Consider the following 17,950-nt stretch of genomic DNA (forward strand, 5'->3'; position numbering starts at 1 on the left):
GCCTCCGGGTCAGCCGGCGCGGAGGTCCTCCGCGCGGCGGAGGTCGTCGGCGAGGGTGGCGCGGTCGGAGGCCGAGAGCGGGATCCGGTCGGCCTCGGACAGCAGCCGGGCGGCGAGGGGGCCGTCGTCCAGGTGGACGGCCATGGCGGCGCGCAGGACGAGGGCCTTGACCCGGGCCGGGGGAGGGACGTCGAGCGTCTCGGAGGAGAGGAGGCGGTCGAGGATCTTGGCGGCGGCCCGGTGGTCCTCCTTGGAATCGCCGAGCAGGGAGGCCATGTGGAGGGCCTTGGCCACCGGTTCCTTCGGGACCGGTGCGTGGCGGAGGTCCTCGCTGATCGGTTGGCCGATGCGAATGCTGTTGCCGCCAGGGTCGGCCATGATGAACTGCCGCACCCCGTAGGTGGTGTCCTTCAGCGGACCGATCCGGGGCAGGCCGCGGGTCGGGATCCTGCCCAGCTCCTGCTTCAGACCGGCGCGGAACTTCGCGTACAGCCCGTCGACGTCGTCGGTCGTGATGTAGCACGCGCCGTACGACCCGGCCGGATCGAAGCCCTTCAGCGCCGCGAACTGCAACTCGACGTCACCGTGCCGCACGACGGCGTAGGCGTAGGGGCGTTCTTGGTGGAACGTGACCTCGAAGCCGATCGCCTTGTAGAAGCCGACCGTCTCGGGGACGGACCTGCAGGGGAGTATCGCCGCCAGTTTCTCGCTCATCCTCCGACCGTAGGACCGTCCGACCCAACTAGTCAAACTTGAATAGCATGCTGTGTCCCTCTTCTCCTCCCCCCGGGAGAGGCCCTCTGCACCCCACTTCCGGGGTAGTGGCCGGAAGGCGATTGCGGCATGGCACGCTTGGGGCATGGCCGTTCAGATCAATCCCAGCATCTTGTCCGCCGACTTCGCCCGGCTCGCCGAGGAGGCGAAGGCCGTCCAGGGCGCCGACTGGCTGCACGTCGACGTCATGGACAACCACTTCGTCCCGAACCTCACCCTCGGCATGCCGATCGTGGAGTCGCTCAGCCGGGCGACGGACATCCCGCTCGACCTGCACCTCATGATCGAAGACCCCGACCGCTGGGCTCCCCAGTACATCGAGGCCGGCGCGGGTTCCGTGACCTTCCACGCCGAGGCCGCCGCGGCGCCCGTACGGCTCGCGCGGGAGATCCGGGCCAAGGGGGCGCGGGCGTCCATGGCGCTGAAGCCCGCGACGCCCATCGAGCAGTACGAGGACATCCTCCCCGAGCTCGACATGCTGCTGATCATGACCGTGGAGCCCGGCTTCGGCGGTCAGCCCTTCCTCGACATCATGCTCCCCAAGATCCGCCGGACCCGGGAGCTCATCTCCAGGCACGGTCTGGAGCTGTGGCTCCAGGTCGACGGAGGCGTCTCCGCGACGACCATCGAGCGGTGCGCCGAGGCCGGCGCCGACGTGTTCGTGGCGGGCAGCGCGGTCTACGGAGCGGTCGATCCGGCGGCGGCCGTACGCACGCTGCGTGACCAGGCGGATGCGGCGATCGCCGCTGCGCCCTGGGCTTGCAACCACTGAAACAAGGCTTGGTGAACAGCTCGGTGAACGGGAGCTGTCCAGGCTGATCAACGGCCGTCGGATCTGACAGGATGAACGGCGAGTCGAGAGTGTGAACACGATGGTGTGAACAGCAGTGAGGAGAGCGCGGTGTCTGCAATGTCGGCGGGACGGTCAGCCCTGCGGATGGGACCCGCGGAGCTGGTGCAGGCGGCGGCCATGGCGCGCCGTTTCTACCTGGAGGGGAAGTCCAAGATCCAGATCGCCGAGGAGTTCGGCGTGAGCCGCTTCAAGGTGGCCCGGGTCCTGGAGACCGCCCTGGAGCGCGACCTCGTGCGCATCGAGATCCGCGTACCGGCCGAGCTGGACGCGGAGCGGTCCGACGCGCTGCGCGCCCGGTACGGGCTGCGGCACGCCGTGGTCGTGGAGTCTCCCGCCGATGCCACCGAGGACGCGCCGGACCCGGAGAACCTGGGTGCAGTCGCCGCCGACCTGCTGGGCGAACTCGTCAACGAGGGCGACGTGCTGGGCCTCGCCTGGGGGCGGTCGACCATCCACATGGCCGCCTCCCTGCACCGGCTGCCTCCCTGCACCGTCGTCCAGCTGACGGGCGTGTACGACGCCGGGACGGCCGAACGCGGATCGGTGGAGGCCGTGCGCAGGGCCGCGCAGGTGTCGGGCGGGGACGCCCACCCCATCTACGCGCCGATGCTGCTGCCCGATCCGGCCACCGCGGCCGCCCTGCGGAGCCAGACGGGGATCGCGCGGGCCTTCGAGTACTTCGACAAGGTGACCGTCGCCGCCGTCTCCATCGGCTCCTGGGAGCCGGGCATCTCGACCGTCCACGACATGCTGAGCGACGAGGAGCGGGCGCACTACGCCTCGCTGGGCGTCGCCGCCGAGATGTCGGCCCACCTGTTCGACGCCGAGGGGCGCCGGGTCGGGCGGGACCTCGGCGAGCGCTGCATCACCGTGGAGGCGGACCGGCTGCGCCGGATCCCCGAGGTCGTCGCCATCGCGGGCGGGCTGCGCAAGGCCTCCGCGATCGGGGCGGTACTGCGCTCGGGGCTGGTGACCAGCCTGGTCACCGACACCGCCGTGGCGGATTACCTGCTGACCGAATCGGAGCCGGGACTGCGGCCGGCGCTGGAGCGGGCCGACCCCGACGAGTGATTGTTCGGATTGATCCGATTGTCCGGACGAATGCCGGTCAAACGCGGGCACGTGAGGTTCGCCGATGCGGATGGTGCCGTAATTGAGATCCGAACGGCGGACCGTTCGGCGGCCTGCTGGGCGCATACTGGGTTCAATGACAAAGTCCGCAGTACCTCGCCGCCATCTGCCGTCCAGCCCGTTCAAGGCCCCCGTGGAAGCGCCGCTCCGGCACTTCAACGTCGGCGACCGGGTTTCTCACGACGAGCACGGCCTCGGCCGTGTCGTCGCCATTGAGGAGGGGATCGCTGTCCTCGTCGAATTCGGGCCTGAGGTCCGCAAGCGCATCCTGAGTCCGTACACGAAGATGTCCGCCCTCTGAAGACACCGCGCAATTCGCGGGAGAATCGGATATTTGGCACGATCGGTGCATGATCTTTCGGAACGTGCCCCGATCGTTGCTGCGTGTGCTGGGGGCCGTGTTCCTCTGCGCGGCGCTGGTCGGTGCGGTGGGCTGCAGCGGGAAGAAACCCGCGCCTGCCGCGGCCGCCAGCGCGAGCGCCGGCTCCGGCGTTGACGTCGCCCCGAGCGGGGCGGCGAGTTCCGCCGTGCCGACGCCCGGATGGGCGAAGGGCATGGCGACGGTACGGGCCTCGGCGCTGCCGCAGCAGGCCCGGGACGTGCTGGCGCTGATCGACAAGGGCGGGCCGTACCAGTACCGCCAGGACGGGACCGTCTTCGGCAATTTCGAGAAGGTCCTGCCGCAGAAGAAGCGCGGCTACTACCACGAGTTCACCGTGAAGACGCCCGGTGAGCGGGACCGTGGGGCCCGGCGGATCGTGACCGGTGGGGGCGGGGAGTTCTACTACACGGCCGACCACTACGAGACCTTCAAGGCGGTTCTCCGATGACCCTGGACCCGCGGCCTCTGACACCCGCGCTCCGAGCGGCCGAGGCCGCCGGCTGGGCGACCGTACGGCTGGACCTGGACGGGGTACGGACCAAGGCGGAGCTGATGCGGAGGTTCGGGGCCGCGCTGGAGGCGCCCGAGTACGTCGGGGGGAACTGGGACGCGCTGGCCGACGCGCTGCGGGATCTGTCCTGGCTGCCCGCGGCGCCGGGGCGGCTGCTGGCCGTGACTTCCTGGCAGGGCTATGCGCAGGTGCGGCCCGGGGACTGGGAGACGCTGCGCGAGGTCCTGGAGGAGGCCGTCGACTTCTGGCGGGCCGAGTCCGAGGACGAGGACGGTGAGCCCGTGCCGGGGCTGACGGTGCTGCTCGCCGAGGCCGACCCGGGGCCCGCGGCCGGGGCTCAGACCCGGACCCCGCGCGTCAAACGCCGGCGGGGCTGAAGCCCAGGGCACGCTCGGGACGGGGCCGCCTCGGTGTGATCCAGGTCGCAATCGGCCGGTCGGGCCGTTTGGGAGCCCGGTGATCGTGCAGACGGGATGGCTGGAGCACCCACCGAGGAAAGGACGGCCCGTCGTGGCCCCCCATCCCCCGCAGGTGGCCGATCCCGAAGCGGTGAAGCGCCACCCCATTCTCTTCCGGGCCGTCAGGCAGCGCAGGAATCCCAGACTCCGCAGGACGGACATCACCGTCACGGACGGGGCGACGGTCATGCGCGCCGTCAAGGCGGCCTCGCTCGGCAACGCCATGGAGTGGTTCGACTTCGGCATCTACTCCTACCTGGCCGTCACCCTCGGGCACGTGTTCTTCCCGTCGGGGAACGACACCACCCAGCTGCTGTCGTCCTTTGCGACCTTCGCCGTGGCCTTCCTGGTCAGGCCGCTGGGCGGGATGTTCTTCGGCCCGATGGGCGACCGCCTGGGCCGCAAGCGGGTCCTGGCACTCACCATGATCATGATGGCCGCGGGCACGTTCGCGATCGGGCTCATCCCTTCGCACGAGGCGATCGGCCTGTGGGCCCCCGCCCTGCTGATCCTCTTCCGCATGGTCCAGGGCTTCTCGACCGGCGGCGAATACGGCGGCGCCTCCACCTTCATCGCCGAGTACGCGCCCGACAAGCGCCGCGGGTTCTTCGGCAGCTTCCTGGAGTTCGGCACCCTGGCCGGGTACGTCGGCGCGGCCGGCCTCGTCACCACGCTGTACGCCCTGCTGGACGACGGGCAGATGGAGGCCTGGGGCTGGCGCATCCCCTTCCTCGTCGCCGGGCCGCTGGGCCTGGTCGGCCTCTACCTGCGGCTGCGTCTGGAGGAGACCCCCGCCTTCCGGAAGCTGGACGGCGGCACGGCGCCGGCCACGGAGGCCGCGGACGCCGGGGAGGGCACCACCAAGGGCGACCTCGCGAAGATCTTCCGAGACCACTGGCCGGCCCTGGTCCTGTGCGTCTGCCTGGTCGGCGCGTACAACATCAACGTCTACCTGGTGCTGTCATACCTGCCGACCTACCTGTCGGACGAGCTGGGATACAGCGAGACGCACGGACTGCTCGTCCTGCTGGGCATGATGGTCTTCCTGATGCTGGTGATCAGCCGGGTGGGCAGGCTCTCCGACCGGTTCGGCCGCAAGCCGGTGCTGACCTCGGGCATGGCGGGGTTCCTCGTGCTCTCCCTGCCCGCGTTCCTCCTGATCGGCCAGGGCAGTGTCCTCGCGGTCTCGCTCGGCACGCTCGCGCTGGGGCTGTCGCTGGTCTGCCTGCTCGCCACGATGTCCGCAGCCCTGCCCGCCCTGTTCCCCACCCGGGTCCGGTACGGCTCCCTGTCGGTCGGCTACAACCTGTCGACCTCGCTCTTCGGCGGGACGACCCCGCTGGTGGTCACCGCCCTGATCGGCTGGAGCGGCTCGAACCTGGTGCCCGCCTACTACTCGATGGGGGCGGCGCTGGTCGGCATCATCGCCGTGGCCTGCATGAAGGAGAGCGCGCGCCGACCGCTCGACGGCTCGCCTCCCTCCGTCGAGACGCAGGAGGAGGCCGCGGAGCTGTGCGCGGCCCGCTCCCCGGACCCGAGGTTCTGACCGGGCCGGGCCCGGCGGAGCCCGGTGGCTCCGCCGGGGTGCGGGGGTGTCGGGGTCAGGGCTTCGGGATCCAGGGGGGTGTCTGGCCCCAGGACCAGACCGGGATGTCCGCCGCGTCGACCGGGGGTGGGGTGGGGCCCGAGTAGATCAGGGCCATGCGGGTGCCCCACTCGATGTAGTACGCGAAGACCGCGCGGAACTCCGGGTCCGTGGGCAGGCCCACCTCGTCGGCCGTGTCGGTCAGGAGGTCCACCCAGCGGCGGCGCTGCTGTTCGGTGATGCCGCGGCCCAGGTGCTTGGTGGCCATGTGCCGGTGGCCGCCGTGGGAGGCGGTGTACTGCTTCGGGCCGCCGAAGACCTCCGCCAGCCAGACCGCCACGTGCCGGGGGTGCTCGGAGTCCATGCCCGCGAAGACCGGGGCCAGGATCTCGTCCTGCAGGGCGTGGGAGTAGAAGACGTCCGTGAGGCGGTTCATCGCCTCCTCGCCGCCCATCCACTCGTAGATCGTCGGCGTGGTGTCCGGTGTGGTGCCGGGTGTGGTGCTCATGACGGGGTGGAAGCCTTTCCGGGGCCGGCCACCTCGGTGACGAGGTAGTGCTGCATCTCCTCGATGGCCGTGACGTACGGGCGGATCGCGCTGAAGAACGCGGGGAAGTGCTCGCCCTTGCGGAAACCGTTCAGGTGGGCGTCGATCGAGGTCCAGCGGATGCGGAGGATGTAGCGCTCGGGCTCTTCGTCGCAGCGGGCGAGCTCGTAGTCGATGCACTCCGGCGAGGCGGCCAGGGACTCGGAGGCCCTGACGTACGCGTCTTCGAAAGCCGGCTGATCTTCCAAGGAGATCCGGTAACGGATGTACTCGACGGTGGTCGTCATGGTGCGGGCCTCTCGGGTCGGGCGTCGATCGCCGGTGGTCCGTGCCAGGCTTGCGCGATCTTGCGGGCGCCGGGAGATCTTTCGCCGTTATGACCCGGACTTCTGGGAGTCGGATCGGGAGTCGGAGACATCGGGACCTTCCGCGCGGACCTGCTGCACCCGGTCCAGGGACTCCCGCAGGTCCGTCAGCCAGGTGTCGGTGTTGCGGCCGACCAGGCGGACGCACCAGGCCAGGGCGTCGGCGCGGCTGCGGGCGACGCCGCCCGCGACCAGGGTGTCCAGGACCTGCCGCTCGGGCTGGCGCAGGCGGGTCATGACGGGGGCCGCGAGGTGGGTGAAGAGCGTCCGCTCCTCGCCCGACTGGGCGGCCCAGGACACCTTGCGGCGGTAGAGCTCCTCCGCTTCCCGGGCCACCTCGACGCGCTGTTCCCGGGTGCGCTCGCGGAAGGCCGCCACCGATTCGGTCGCGGGTATCTCACCGACGACGGTGATCTCCTCCCGGTCGACCGTGACCGAGAGGAGCGACGCGTAGACGTCCACCGGCAGCCGCTCGGCGAACCAGGAGCGGAGCTGCTCGTTCTGCTCGGATGTAATCATGTAATCAACGGTGCGTCCGGTGCTTCCTTGATCGCAAGGGGGTCCGGCCGCTGTTCGCTCTCAGCCCACAGGGATCAGCCCACAGGGGTCAGCCCATCGAGCGGTAGCGGTGGATCAGGGAGACCGCCATGGCTCCCTCGCCCACGCCCGAGGCGACGCGCTTGACCGAGTGGGCCCGTACGTCCCCCGCAGCGAAGACCCCGGGGACGCTGGTCTCCAGCGGGTACGGGGCGCGCTCCAGGCTCCATTCCTCCGGGAGTTCGCCGCCGTTGGAGATCAGGTCCGAGCCGGTGAGCACGAAGCCGTACTCGTCCCGCTCCACCACCCCGGCCAGCCACCCCGTGTGCGGACGGGCGCCGATGAAGGTGAACATGAAGCGGGCCGGGACCTCCTTGTCCTCGCCGGTCCCGGCGTCGTGGAGGGTCAGGCGTTCGAGGTGGTCCTCGCCGTCCAGGCGGACGACCGTCGTGCGGACCCGCACCTCGATGTTGGGGGTGCGCTCGATCTCGTCGATCAGGTAGCGGGACATGCTGTCGTCGAGCGAGGCCGCGCGGACCAGGATCGTGACCCGGGCGGCGTACTTGGCGAAGTGCACGGCGGCCTGGCCGGCCGAGTTGGCCCCGCCCACGATGAACACGTGCTGCGAGATGCACGCGGAGCTCTCCGTGGTCGCCGCGCCGTAGTAGAGCCCGGCGCCCTCGAAGCGGTCGGCGCCCGGGGCGTCCAGGCGGTTGTACGCGACCCCGGTCGCCAGGAGCACCGTCTCGGCGCTGATCTCCGTACCGTCCGCCAGGGTCAGGATCTTCGCCGGGTCGTCGCGGGTCAGCGAGGTCACCTCCACCGGGTGCAGGATCTCGGCTCCGAAGCGGGAGGCCTGGATGGTGGCGCGGCGGGTCAGGTCGCCGCCGGAGAGGCCCGAGGGGAAGCCGAGGTAGTTCTCGATCAGGCTGGAGGTGCCCGCCTGGCCGCCCGGGGCGCGAGAGTCCAGCATGAGCGTGGACAGGCCCTCCGAGGCGGAGTAGACGCCGGCCGCCAGGCCCGCCGGGCCCGCGCCGACGATGACGCACTCGTAGTGCGGGCGCGAGGCGGTGGTGGCCAGCCCCAGGCGCTGGGCGAGCTGCGTGTCGGTCGGCGCGGAGAGCACCGAGCCGTCCGGGAAGCGGACCAGGGGCAGCGCGGCGTCGGGCTGGGCGGCGGCGATCACGGTCAGCGCCTCGGGGTCCCGCTCGACGTTGAGGAAGCGGAAGGGCTGGCCGTTGCGGGTGAAGAAGTCGCGGACGGCGTGGGTGCCGGGGGAGACCAGGTGGCCCGCGACGATGATCCCGTCGTACGCCGGGCGGTAGGTGGCGAGCCAGTCGGAGAGCAGATCGTCCAGGACCGGGAAGAGCCGCTCGTGCGGCGGGTCCCAGGGCTTGAGCAGGTAGTAGTCCAGGCGGACCCGGTTGATGGCGGTGATCGCCGCGTCGGTCTCGGCGTACGCGGTGAGGAGCACGCGGCGGGCGTCGGGGAAGCGGCTGACCGCCTCCAGCAGGAACTCGACCCCGGTGACGTCCGGCATCCGCTGGTCGACGAGGAAGAGCGCCGGGTCGTGGCCGCGCTCGTCGAGGGAGTCCAGGATCTTGAGGGCGTCGGCGGCCGAGGAGGCGCCGAGCACCCGGTAGCGGTCACCGTACGCGCTGCGCAGGTCGCGGCGGACGGCGCGCAGCACCTGCGGGTCGTCGTCCACGGCCAGGATGACGGGCTTGCGGCTCTCCGCGCGCGCCGCGGCTTCGGCGGTCGGGGCGCTCGCGGTGGCGGCGCTCGTGGGCGCCGTGTCGGCGGCGCTCTCCGGTGCCGCGCTCACGCCGGGTCCAGCATCAGCTTGTCGGCGTAGCACCAGGCCCATTCCTCGCCGGGCTCGTGGGAGGCCGCGATGGGGTGTGCGGTGGTCCCGTAGTGCCGGGTGGCGTGACGGTTCTTCGAGGAGTCGCAGCAGCCGACGTGCCCACAGCTCAGGCACATCCGCAGGTGCACCCAGGTGTCACCGGAGACGAGGCACTCCTCGCAGCCCTCGGTGCCGGGTTTCACCGGACGTATCGATTCGATGTGGGTGCACAACAGGTCCATCGTCATCGTCCCCGCCCCTCTCTGGCGCTCTCGTGCTTCGCGCCCGTGATTGCAGCGCGCCCGCGATTCACGGCGCGTCCAGACCATAAGGCGGGGCCCCGGCGGCGGTTCAGGTATTCGGCCGAAGTCACCTAGTCCGCCGGCTACTTCATGACCTCGCCGGACGACTTCCTGAGGTGCCCCCACGACCTGGCCGACTACCTCACGAAGTCGCATACCAGCGCTTTGACGGCAGGCCCGGGCGCGGCCAGTGTGGGGGACGCCAACGACAACAGGCGGCGCCTGGAGGAATCCGTGAGCAGAAAGATTCTGGTCATTGTCTCCGAACACGGTTACTGGGCCGAAGAACTGATCGGCCCCGTGTCCCGGTTCGACGAGCAGGGCTATGAAGTCGTATTCGCCACGCCGACCGGAAAGCGTGCCCACGCTCTCCCGCCGAGCCTCGACGCGAACTACATCGATCCTCCGCTGGGACGCTCGGTCACGACCGAGGAGAACGCCCGGCTGGGCCGGGAGTTCGAGCAGTCGAGCCGGCTCGACTCCCCCCTCGACATCGAAGCGTGGGCCCCCGAGCGCCCGTACACGAGCGACTCGGCCTATCTGCCCAAGCTGGAGCAGTACCACCGCGATCTGGACAAGCTCCAGGCCGACATCGCCGGTTTCGACGCGGTGCTCGTCGTGGGCGGCAGCGGTCCGATCGTCGACCTCGCCAACAACGAGCGCGTGCACGCCCTGATCCTCGCCTTCAAGAACGCGGGCAAGGTGGTCGCGGCCGAGTGCTACGGCGTCGCCTGCCTGGCCTTCGCCCGGGACTGGGGCGACCGCCGCAGCATCATCTGGGGCAAGCACGTGACCGGCCACTGCAAGGAGTACGACTACAAGGACGGCACCGGATTCCTCGGCACCGATTTCAACATGGGGCCGCCGCCGTATCCGCTGGAGTACATCCTGCGCGATGCCACCGGGCCGCGCGGCGCGTACATCGGGAATTTCGGCCATCCCCTTTCCGTCATCGTCGACTTCCCCTTCGTGACCGGTCGTTCGACCCCCGACTCGTATCTGACGGGGCAGAAGATCGTGGAAGTCCTGGAGAACGGTCTCACCCGGTACGGCTGGTAATTCACGACACCCGCGGGAAGAGGAGGGGGATTTCGATGGGTTCTGGAGCCACTCCCGGACGGGAAAGGCTGATCGACCAGTTCAAGGCCGACGGCCTGAACGTCATGTTCGGAAATCCGGGGACGGTGGAACAGGGATTCCTCGACGCGGTCGACGCGGCGGAGGACTTCCACTACGTCCTCGCCCTCCAGGAGACGGTGGCCGCCGGGATCGCCGACGGCTACGCCCGCGCCACCGGCGGGGCGGCGCTGCTCCAGCTCCACTCCGGGGTGGGGCTGGGCAACGGCATCGGGATGCTCTACCAGTCGCTGCGCGGACACACCCCGCTCGTCGTGGTCGCCGGTGACGCCGGGGTGCGCTACGACGCCATGGACGCGCAGATGGCGTCCGACCTGGTGGCGATGGCGAAGCCGGTGACCAAGTACGCGACCCGGGTCACCGACCGGCACTCCGTACTGCGCACGATCCGCCGGGCGGTGAAGATCGCCCTGACCCCGCCGCGCGGCCCGGTGTTCGTGGCGCTGCCGATGGACGTGCTGGACGAGCTCAACTCCGAGCCCGTGCTGCCCGCCACGGTGCCGCTCACGGACGTGGCCCCCTCGCCCGCCTCGGTGGGGCGGGCGGCCGAACTGCTGGCCGCCGCCGAACGGCCGGTCGTCCTCGTCGGGGACGGGGTCGCGCTCTCCGGGGCGCAGCGCGAACTCGTCGCCGTCGCCGAGCTGCTCGGCGCCGACGTGTACGAGGTCGACTCCTCCGAGGTGAACATCGCGGCCTCGCACCCGCTGCGCCGCGGTCAGACGGGCCACATGTTCGGCCCGCACAGCAAGGAGCTGATCGGGAACGCGGACGGGGTGCTGATCGTCGGCACCTACGTCTTCCCCGAGGTGTTCCCGGAGCTGGAGAGCCCCTTCCGGGCCGGCGCGCGGGTCGTGCACATCGACCTGAACGCCTACGAGATCGCCAAGAACCATCCGGTGGACCTCGGGCTCGCCGCCGACCCCCGGCAGGCGCTGCGCGCGCTGGCCGGCGTACTGGAACGGCTGCTCACCCCCGCACAGCGGGCGGCGGCGGCCGGGCGGCTGGACGCACGGACCCGGGAGCGGGTGCGGGCGGGCCTGGCCGAGCGGGAGGCCGGGGAGGCGGACGGTACGCCGATGGCCGTCTTCCTGCGGACCCTGGCCGAGCGCACGGGCGGGGACCTGATCGTCTTCGACGAGGCGCTGACCACCTCCCCGCTGGTCACCCGGTACCTGCCGCCGGAGCGGCCGGGCGACTACCACCTCACCCGGGGCGGTTCGCTGGGCGTGGGCTTCCCGGGCGCGGTCGGTGTGAAGCTGGCCCGGCCGGAGCGGCTCGTCGTCGGCTTCGCCGGCGACGGCGGCTCGATGTACACCTACCAGGCGCTGTGGACCGCGGCCCGGCACGGCATCGAGGCCAAGTTCGTGGTCTGCAACAACCGCAAGTACCGGCTGCTGGACGACAACATCGCCCAGTACTGGCGGGAGCGGGGGATCCCGCAGCACGGCTTCCCGGGATCCTTCGACCTCTCGCACCCCGAGATCGACTTCGCCGCCCTGGCCCGGTCCCTCGGGGCGGGCGGGATGCGCGTGGAGAAGCCCGACGAGGCGATCGCCGCCGTGGGCCGGATGCTCGCCCACCCCGGGCCGTTCCTGGTCGACGTGCAGATCTGACGCACCGCGCCCGCGGAGACCGCACCCGGAGCACGGACCTCACCCGGAGCACGGACCGCACCCCGCACGGACCTCACCCCGAGCACGGACAGACAGGAGGAGACCGCATGCCCGCCGAGCGGCTGACCGAGGACGCGATCCGCGCCTTCGCCGAGAACTGGTACGTGGCCCTGGACCAGCACGTCCGGCCGGACCAGGTGCTGGCCCTGATCACCGAGGACCTGGAGTTCAAGGTCCCCGAGGACACCTTCCTCGGCCACCAGGGCTTCGGCCGCTGGTACGAGGCGGTCACGAACCGCTTCTTCGACGAGGTGCACACGGTCACCAAGGTGGAGCCCGTCATCGAGGGCGACCGGGCGATCGTCCGGGTCCTCGTCAACTGGCAGGCCAGGATCTGGGACCCGCCGGCCGCCCGCAGCGTGTGGCTGGGCTTCGACGCCGACCAGACCTGGACCGTGGTCGCCGGCCCCGACGGACCGCTGATCCGGCAGTACACCGTCAACGAACTGGCGCCCATGCCCGGTTCCGCCTCCCTCTGAGCGCCGAAGGAGAAGCGACGATGACCGAAGTGACACGGGAGCGGGTCGAAGCGGCGTACCGCGCCCTCGGCTCCGGCGACCGGGCCAGGATCCTGGAGTACTACGCCGAGGACCTCCGCTGGCAGGTCCCCGGGAACCACCCGCTCGCCGGCTGGTACGAGAGTCTGGACGCCTTCCTGGAGCTGATGGGCCAGACCCACAAGCTCACGGGCGGCACCTTCCGCATGGACATCGAAGCCGTCCTCGTCGGCGAGGACTGCAGCGCGGACGTCTGCCGCAACGTCGCCGTGCGCGGCGGCGCCGACGCGTCGAGCGGGTCCCCGTACGAGCGGATGGACTACCCGGTCTTCCACTTCATGCGCTGGCGCGACGGCCGGATCGTCGAGGGCCACGACGGACTCTTCGGCGACACGGCCACGGCCTTCAGCCAGTTCTGGGCGCCCTTCGCCCCGGACGGAACCCGCAGGGACCAGTAGGGGGATGAGCGCCATGGACGCGCGGCAGATCTTGCAGAAGTACTACGAGTACGCCAACGCCGGTGACTGGGACAGCTGGTGCGACCTGTTCGCCGAGGACCAGGTCATGGACGAGCAGCTCGCCGGCCACATCGAGGGCCTGGAGACGCTGCGGTCGATGATGAAGGGCATGGGGACCATGTACCGGGTCTTCCGCAACGAGCCCGTGCACTTCCTCGTCGACGGGGAGAAGGCCGCGGCCGTCTCCCACCTCACCGCGGTCACCCCCTCAGGGGAGGAGATCGAGGCCGAGGTCATGAACTTCTTCCGGATCGTGGACGGAAGGATCGCCTACATGGCGAACCACCACGACACGGTTCCCTTCCAGGTTCTCGGCCAGGGCTGAGGGGGCGCGCGATGGCCGTGGATGAGTACGACTACGTCGTCGTGGGATCCGGCACTGCCGGCAGCGTCCTCGCGAACCGCCTCTCCGAGGACCCGGACGTCAGCGTCCTGGTCCTGGAGGCGGGAGCGGGCCGCATCCCTCCCGAGGTGGACGATCCGTCCTCCTGGTACAAGCTGCTCGGCGGGCCCGTCGACTGGGGCTACACCAGCGTCCCCCAGCCCGGCCTGGACGGCCGCCGCACCTACGAACCGCGCGGCAAGGCCCCCGGCGGCAGCAGCAACCTCTACATCATGATGCACATCCGGGGCCACGCCTCGGACTTCGACAACTGGGCCTACCAGGGCGCGGCCGGCTGGGCGCACGAGGACGTACTGCCCTACTTCTCGCTGCTGGAGGGCCAGGAGGACGCCACCGCGCCGACCACCGGCACCCGCGGGCCGCAGCGGATCACCCACGCCGGGCGGCACGGCCCCAACCCGGTCTCCCGCGCTTTCATCGACGCCGCCGTCGAGCTCGGCCACGAGGAGATCGCCGACTTCAACACAGACGGGCCGCGGCGCGGACTCTTCGGCACCGGCTGGCACCACATCGACGTGGCCGACGGCCGCCGCCAGGGCGTCCTCGCCGCCTATCTGGAACCGGCCCTGGACCGCTCCAACCTGACCCTGCGCACCAGTGCGCAGAGCACCCGGCTGCTCTTCGACGGGGACACCTGCACGGGAGTGGAGTACGTCCAGCTCCAGCCCCCCGCCGCGCTCGCGGACGGCGACGGACCGGGCCGGACGGTGCGCGACGGGCACAGCACCGCGTCCGCGCCCGGGCTGCACACCGTACGGGCCCGCCGGGAGGTGATCGTGGCCGCCGGGGCGATCGAATCGCCGAAGCTGCTGCTGCTCTCCGGGATCGGGCACCCCGGGCAGCTGCGCGAGCACGGCATCGGGACGGTCGCGGAGCTGCCCGGGGTCGGCGAGAACTTCCACAACCACGTACTGACCGGGCTGATGGCCGAGGTCACCCAGGAACTGCCGCCGCCCGCACAGAACTTGTCCGAGAGCGCGCTGTTCCTCTCCTCCCGGCCGGGACTGCCCGCGCCGGACCTGCAGATCGCCTTCGTCCACGTGCCGTTCGACGTGATCGTCGGCCAGGACCACCCGAACACCGTCTCCATCCTGCCGGGCGTGGTCCGTCCCGTCTCGCGGGGCTGGATCAGGCTGGCGAGCGCCGATCCGCTGGCCCACCCGCTGATCCACCCGAACTACCTGGGCGACCGCTGGGACCTGGAACGGATGGTCCAGGGCGTCAAGACCGCCCGGGAGCTCTTCGCGACCTCCGCCTTCTCGCCCTGGTACAAGCAGGAGCTCCAGCCCGGACCCGGCCACGTGTCCGACGAGGAACTGCGCACCTTCGTCAAGCAGAAGTCGGAGAGCTACCACCACCAGGCCGGCTCCTGCCGCATGGGCATCGACGACCTCTCCGTCGTCGACCCCGAGCTGCGGGTGCACGGCGTACGGAACCTGCGGGTCGTCGACGCAAGCGTGATGCCCGCCGTCCCGTCGGGCAACTGCCACACCGCCATCGCGATGATCGCCGAGCGCGCGGCGGACTTCCTGAAGGGGGTGTCCCGTGCCTGATGCGGTCCTGCGCGAGGGCGCACTGACCGGAACCCGGATCGCGGTCCTGGTCGAGAGCGACTTCTACGAGCCGGAGATCTTCTACTACGGCCACCGGTTCGCGGAGGAGGGCGCCGAGGTCGACTTCCTGACCCGGCTGTGGGGCAACGACTCCATCACCTTCTCCGGGCACGAGTACCGGGCGCCGTTCACCGCCGAGAAGTCCCTGGAGGGGCTGAGCGACGAGGAACTGCGCCGGTACGCGGCGATCATCGTGCCCTCGGGCATGGTGGCCGACCGGCTGCGCTACACCGAGGACGTGGACGTACTGGCCCCGGCGACGGAGCTGCTGCGCCGGGCCTTCGAGGAGCCGACCGTCCTCAAGGGGATCATCTGCCACGGCATGTGGCTGGCCGCCTCGATCCCGGACAAGGTGCGCGGCCGCAAGGTCGTCTGCCACAACAACCTCATCGGCGACGTCCGGAACATGGGCGGCGAGTACGTGGACGAGGACGTGGTGGTCGACGGAGACCTGGTCACCGGTCGCACCGGGGCCCACCACCACCTGTTCGCCCGCCGGATCATCGAGCTGATCGCCGCCGACCGGCGCGCGCGGGGCGCCGCCTGATGGCCCCCATGGTCTGGTCGCACGTGGGCCTGAACTGCGACGACCAGAAGACCACCGAGGAGTTCTACACCCGGTACTTCGGCTTCACCCGGGCCCGGGTGGTCGACCTCGGAGAGACGCAGATCATCTTCCTGCGCCAGGGGGACGTGTACCTGGAGCTCTTCGCGGCGGGCACCGAGCGGGCCGACCCCGCCCTCCACGACGGGCCGGCGGCGCCCGGCCGGATGCGGCACCTGGCCTTCCAGACCGACAGCGTGGACGCCTTCCTGGCCACGCTCGGCGAAGCGGCCGAAGTGACCCTGGGGCCACTGGACTTCGACGACTTCATCTGCGGGTGGCGGACCGTGTGGGTCCGCGATCCCGACGGGGTGATCGTCGAGGTCAGCCAGGGATTCGAGGACGAACACGGTCAACACGACAAGGACGGTGCATGACATGGCGGACGCCGTGAGCTTCTCCTTCTCCGACACGATCGCCGGCTACGTCGGCCGCTTCGACTCCGGGTCCCGGCTGCTGCGGCTGAAGACCTCGGACGGCCGCGAGTTCGACGTCTCCCTGGCCGGGGACCCCAGTGCCGAGCTGGTCCGCAACCTGGACGAGCCGTACATCGATGCCTCCGGGCACATCGACGAGATGCTCTCGCCGGGACGGTTCCTCTACGTCTACGGGGTGCACTACCCCGGGCAGGGCGGCCGCTTCGAGGCCAAGCGCCTGGTGTTCCTGGGCCGCGGGGCCGAGGACTACCGCTTCGAGGAGCCCAGCTGGTGGATCAAGCAGATCGAGTCGCTGGCCGACTTCTACAAGCGGGCGCAGTTCGGCGACGGGCCGGTGGACTTCACCGAGTACCGCACCGAGATCCGGCTCGGCGGTGACAAGACCGCCAGCCACGTCCAGGAGACCGACACGATCTCCCGCCTGGTCTACGGCATGGCCTCGGCCTACCTGCTGACCGGAAAGGACGAGTACCTGGAGGTCGCCGAGCGCGGCACCGAGTACCTGCGCAAGCACATGCGCGTCGTGGACGGCGAGGAGGACGTGGTCTTCTGGTACCACGGCATCAGCGTCGACGGGGACAGCGAACGCAAGCTGTTCACCTCGGAGTTCTCCGACGACTACGACGCGATCCCGATGTACGAGCAGATCTACGCGCTGGCCGGCCCGATCCAGACCTACCGGGTCACCGGCGACATCCGGATCAAGAACGACGCGGACGCCACCATCCGGCTGTTCGACAAGTTCTTCAAGGACCCGGAGCAGGGCGGCTACTACTCGCACATCGACCCGATCCTCTTCAGCGCCGACCACGAGTCCCTCGGGGAGAACGCGGAGCGCAAGAACTGGAACTCGGTCGGCGACCACGCCCCCGCGTACCTGATCAACCTGTACCTCGCGACCGGGGAGCAGCGCTACGCGGACTTCCTCGAGTACACCTTCGACACGATCGCGGACAAGTTCCCGGACTACGAGAACAGCCCCTTCGTCCAGGAGCGCTTCTTCCGCGACTGGTCCCACGACACCGCGCACAGCTGGCAGCAGAACCGCGCGGTCGTAGGCCACAACCTCAAGATCGCCTGGAACCTGATGCGGATGAACTCGCTGAAGGCCAAGCCGGCCTACGAGGAGCTCGCCCGCAAGATCGGCGAGATCATGCCGGCCGTCGGCAGCGACGTGCAGCGCGGCGGCTGGTACGACGTGGTCGAGCGCGTGAAGTCGGGCGACGAGGAGACGTATCGTTTCGCCTGGCACGACCGCAAGGCCTGGTGGCAGCAGGAGCAGGCGATCCTCGCCTACCTCATCCTGAACGGCACCGTCGGCGGTGACGGCTTCCTGCGCGAGGCCCGCCAGGCGGAGGCCTTCTACAACACCTTCTTCCTCGACCACGACGAGGGCGCCGTCTACTTCAACGTCCTTGCGAGCGGGACTCCGTACCTGCTCGGGACCGAGCGGCTCAAGGGCAGCCACTCGATGTCCATGTACCACTCGGCGGAGCTCTGCTACCTGTCCGCCGTCTACAACAACCTGCTCATCAACGGCCGGGAGATGGACTTCCACTTCCAGCCCGACCCGACGAACCTGCCCGACCGCGTGCTGCGTGTCTCGCCCGACCTGCTCCCCGCCGGCTCGGTGCGGATCGCGTCCGTCGAGATCGACGAGAAGCCGTACACGGACTTCGACGCCGACGCACTCACCGTCCGGCTCCCCGACGTCCAGGGCCGGGTCAAGGTCAAGGTCCGGCTGCGCCCGACCGCCCACTAGCGCTCAACGGGGGCG

At 70.2% G+C, this 17,950-nt stretch carries 21 protein-coding genes; 15 read left to right on the forward strand and 6 right to left on the reverse strand.

What is annotated here, in order from left to right:
- Positions 1-9 precede the first annotated feature (9 nt).
- Positions 10-714: a bleomycin resistance protein gene (locus ACZ60J_RS26010; protein ID WP_469685395.1), complete on the reverse strand. Its 705-nt coding sequence runs from the start codon at positions 712-714 to the stop codon at positions 10-12.
- A gap of 145 nt (positions 715-859) precedes the next feature.
- Here ACZ60J_RS26010 and rpe point away from each other — a divergent pair, with 145 nt between their 5' ends.
- The 6 genes from rpe to ACZ60J_RS26040 all read left to right on the forward strand — a co-directional run bounded on the left by rpe (position 860) and on the right by ACZ60J_RS26040 (position 5,655).
- Positions 860-1,546 (forward strand): ribulose-phosphate 3-epimerase, encoded by a 687-nt coding sequence (gene rpe, locus ACZ60J_RS26015; RefSeq protein ID WP_469685397.1) that lies wholly within the window; start codon positions 860-862, stop codon positions 1,544-1,546.
- Positions 1,547-1,684: 138 nt separating this feature from the next.
- The gene (locus tag ACZ60J_RS26020) at positions 1,685-2,698 is read left to right on the forward strand and encodes a sugar-binding transcriptional regulator (protein WP_250741550.1); all 1,014 of its coding nucleotides are present in this window, start codon (positions 1,685-1,687) and stop codon (positions 2,696-2,698) included.
- Between the two features lie 136 nt (positions 2,699-2,834).
- Positions 2,835-3,059 (forward strand): hypothetical protein, encoded by a 225-nt coding sequence (locus ACZ60J_RS26025; RefSeq protein WP_382969930.1) that lies wholly within the window; start codon positions 2,835-2,837, stop codon positions 3,057-3,059.
- Positions 3,060-3,108: 49 nt separating this feature from the next.
- Entirely contained in the window at positions 3,109-3,588 is a 480-nt protein-coding gene (locus tag ACZ60J_RS26030) for a guanyl-specific ribonuclease (RefSeq protein WP_469685399.1), read from the forward strand.
- The gene (locus tag ACZ60J_RS26035; protein ID WP_469685401.1) at positions 3,585-4,028 is read left to right on the forward strand and encodes a barstar family protein; all 444 of its coding nucleotides are present in this window, start codon (positions 3,585-3,587) and stop codon (positions 4,026-4,028) included. Before ACZ60J_RS26030 ends, ACZ60J_RS26035 begins: the two co-directional genes overlap by 4 nt.
- 133 nt (positions 4,029-4,161) lie before the next feature.
- On the forward strand, positions 4,162-5,655 hold the full coding sequence (locus ACZ60J_RS26040) for an MFS transporter (protein WP_469685402.1): 1,494 nt from the start codon (positions 4,162-4,164) through the stop codon (positions 5,653-5,655).
- Positions 5,656-5,710: 55 nt separating this feature from the next.
- Here the strand turns inward: ACZ60J_RS26040 and ACZ60J_RS26045 are convergent, their stop codons facing one another.
- From ACZ60J_RS26045 to ACZ60J_RS26065, 5 genes are all read right to left on the reverse strand, one after another.
- Complete coding sequence (locus ACZ60J_RS26045; RefSeq protein ID WP_469685403.1) at positions 5,711-6,202, reverse strand: group II truncated hemoglobin; 492 nt, start codon at positions 6,200-6,202, stop codon at positions 5,711-5,713.
- On the reverse strand, positions 6,199-6,528 hold the full coding sequence (locus tag ACZ60J_RS26050) for a putative quinol monooxygenase (RefSeq protein ID WP_469685404.1): 330 nt from the start codon (positions 6,526-6,528) through the stop codon (positions 6,199-6,201). The genes ACZ60J_RS26045 and ACZ60J_RS26050 overlap by 4 nt, the downstream gene beginning before the upstream one ends.
- A gap of 87 nt (positions 6,529-6,615) precedes the next feature.
- Positions 6,616-7,125 carry a hypothetical protein gene (locus ACZ60J_RS26055; protein ID WP_469685406.1) on the reverse strand — a complete coding sequence of 170 codons (510 nt, stop codon included), beginning with the start codon at positions 7,123-7,125 and terminating at the stop codon, positions 6,616-6,618.
- 88 nt (positions 7,126-7,213) lie between these two features.
- Positions 7,214-8,857 carry an FAD-dependent oxidoreductase gene (locus tag ACZ60J_RS26060; protein WP_469685610.1) on the reverse strand — a complete coding sequence of 548 codons (1,644 nt, stop codon included), beginning with the start codon at positions 8,855-8,857 and terminating at the stop codon, positions 7,214-7,216.
- Between the two features lie 107 nt (positions 8,858-8,964).
- On the reverse strand, positions 8,965-9,237 hold the full coding sequence (locus ACZ60J_RS26065) for a UBP-type zinc finger domain-containing protein (protein ID WP_469685408.1): 273 nt from the start codon (positions 9,235-9,237) through the stop codon (positions 8,965-8,967).
- Between the two features lie 288 nt (positions 9,238-9,525).
- Between ACZ60J_RS26065 and ACZ60J_RS26070 the strand changes: the two genes are divergently transcribed.
- The 9 genes from ACZ60J_RS26070 (at position 9,526) to ACZ60J_RS26110 (ending at position 17,935) form a co-directional block, all read left to right on the forward strand.
- Entirely contained in the window at positions 9,526-10,350 is an 825-nt protein-coding gene (locus tag ACZ60J_RS26070; RefSeq protein WP_469685410.1) for a type 1 glutamine amidotransferase domain-containing protein, read from the forward strand.
- Between the two features lie 35 nt (positions 10,351-10,385).
- On the forward strand, positions 10,386-12,041 hold the full coding sequence (locus tag ACZ60J_RS26075) for a thiamine pyrophosphate-binding protein (RefSeq protein WP_469685412.1): 1,656 nt from the start codon (positions 10,386-10,388) through the stop codon (positions 12,039-12,041).
- Between the two features lie 107 nt (positions 12,042-12,148).
- Positions 12,149-12,580 (forward strand): nuclear transport factor 2 family protein, encoded by a 432-nt coding sequence (locus ACZ60J_RS26080; protein WP_469685413.1) that lies wholly within the window; start codon positions 12,149-12,151, stop codon positions 12,578-12,580.
- 20 nt (positions 12,581-12,600) lie between these two features.
- Complete coding sequence (locus tag ACZ60J_RS26085) at positions 12,601-13,056, forward strand: nuclear transport factor 2 family protein (protein WP_274547901.1); 456 nt, start codon at positions 12,601-12,603, stop codon at positions 13,054-13,056.
- Between the two features lie 4 nt (positions 13,057-13,060).
- On the forward strand, positions 13,061-13,441 hold the full coding sequence (locus ACZ60J_RS26090; RefSeq protein WP_469685414.1) for a nuclear transport factor 2 family protein: 381 nt from the start codon (positions 13,061-13,063) through the stop codon (positions 13,439-13,441).
- A gap of 11 nt (positions 13,442-13,452) precedes the next feature.
- Positions 13,453-15,072, forward strand: a complete 1,620-nt coding sequence (locus ACZ60J_RS26095) for a GMC family oxidoreductase (RefSeq protein WP_469685416.1) — start codon at positions 13,453-13,455, stop codon at positions 15,070-15,072.
- On the forward strand, positions 15,065-15,679 hold the full coding sequence (locus ACZ60J_RS26100) for a DJ-1/PfpI family protein (protein WP_469685417.1): 615 nt from the start codon (positions 15,065-15,067) through the stop codon (positions 15,677-15,679). The genes ACZ60J_RS26095 and ACZ60J_RS26100 overlap by 8 nt, the downstream gene beginning before the upstream one ends.
- Complete coding sequence (locus tag ACZ60J_RS26105; RefSeq protein WP_469685418.1) at positions 15,679-16,113, forward strand: VOC family protein; 435 nt, start codon at positions 15,679-15,681, stop codon at positions 16,111-16,113. The genes ACZ60J_RS26100 and ACZ60J_RS26105 overlap by 1 nt, the downstream gene beginning before the upstream one ends.
- 1 nt (position 16,114) lies before the next feature.
- Positions 16,115-17,935 carry an AGE family epimerase/isomerase gene (locus ACZ60J_RS26110; RefSeq protein WP_469685420.1) on the forward strand — a complete coding sequence of 607 codons (1,821 nt, stop codon included), beginning with the start codon at positions 16,115-16,117 and terminating at the stop codon, positions 17,933-17,935.
- The last annotated feature ends 15 nt before the right edge of the window (positions 17,936-17,950 follow it).

It is taken from the genome of Streptomyces sp. NPDC104226 (genome assembly GCF_055584085.1).

Excerpts from the sequence above, each read along its gene's own strand:
- ACZ60J_RS26010 (WP_469685395.1), bottom strand. The coding sequence starts at position 714 with ATGAGCGAGAAACTGGCGGCGATACTCCCCTGCAGGTCCGTCCCCGAG.
- rpe (WP_469685397.1), top strand. The coding sequence starts at position 860 with ATGGCCGTTCAGATCAATCCCAGCATCTTGTCCGCCGACTTCGCCCGG.
- ACZ60J_RS26020 (WP_250741550.1), top strand. The coding sequence starts at position 1,685 with ATGTCGGCGGGACGGTCAGCCCTGCGGATGGGACCCGCGGAGCTGGTG.
- ACZ60J_RS26025 (WP_382969930.1), top strand. The coding sequence starts at position 2,835 with ATGACAAAGTCCGCAGTACCTCGCCGCCATCTGCCGTCCAGCCCGTTC.
- ACZ60J_RS26030 (WP_469685399.1), top strand. The coding sequence starts at position 3,109 with ATGATCTTTCGGAACGTGCCCCGATCGTTGCTGCGTGTGCTGGGGGCC.
- ACZ60J_RS26035 (WP_469685401.1), top strand. The coding sequence starts at position 3,585 with ATGACCCTGGACCCGCGGCCTCTGACACCCGCGCTCCGAGCGGCCGAG.
- ACZ60J_RS26045 (WP_469685403.1), bottom strand. The coding sequence starts at position 6,202 with ATGAGCACCACACCCGGCACCACACCGGACACCACGCCGACGATCTAC.
- ACZ60J_RS26050 (WP_469685404.1), bottom strand. The coding sequence starts at position 6,528 with ATGACGACCACCGTCGAGTACATCCGTTACCGGATCTCCTTGGAAGAT.
- ACZ60J_RS26055 (WP_469685406.1), bottom strand. The coding sequence starts at position 7,125 with ATGATTACATCCGAGCAGAACGAGCAGCTCCGCTCCTGGTTCGCCGAG.
- ACZ60J_RS26065 (WP_469685408.1), bottom strand. The coding sequence starts at position 9,237 with ATGACGATGGACCTGTTGTGCACCCACATCGAATCGATACGTCCGGTG.
- ACZ60J_RS26075 (WP_469685412.1), top strand. The coding sequence starts at position 10,386 with ATGGGTTCTGGAGCCACTCCCGGACGGGAAAGGCTGATCGACCAGTTC.
- ACZ60J_RS26080 (WP_469685413.1), top strand. The coding sequence starts at position 12,149 with ATGCCCGCCGAGCGGCTGACCGAGGACGCGATCCGCGCCTTCGCCGAG.
- ACZ60J_RS26085 (WP_274547901.1), top strand. The coding sequence starts at position 12,601 with ATGACCGAAGTGACACGGGAGCGGGTCGAAGCGGCGTACCGCGCCCTC.
- ACZ60J_RS26090 (WP_469685414.1), top strand. The coding sequence starts at position 13,061 with ATGAGCGCCATGGACGCGCGGCAGATCTTGCAGAAGTACTACGAGTAC.
- ACZ60J_RS26095 (WP_469685416.1), top strand. The coding sequence starts at position 13,453 with ATGGCCGTGGATGAGTACGACTACGTCGTCGTGGGATCCGGCACTGCC.
- ACZ60J_RS26105 (WP_469685418.1), top strand. The coding sequence starts at position 15,679 with ATGGCCCCCATGGTCTGGTCGCACGTGGGCCTGAACTGCGACGACCAG.
- ACZ60J_RS26110 (WP_469685420.1), top strand. The coding sequence starts at position 16,115 with ATGGCGGACGCCGTGAGCTTCTCCTTCTCCGACACGATCGCCGGCTAC.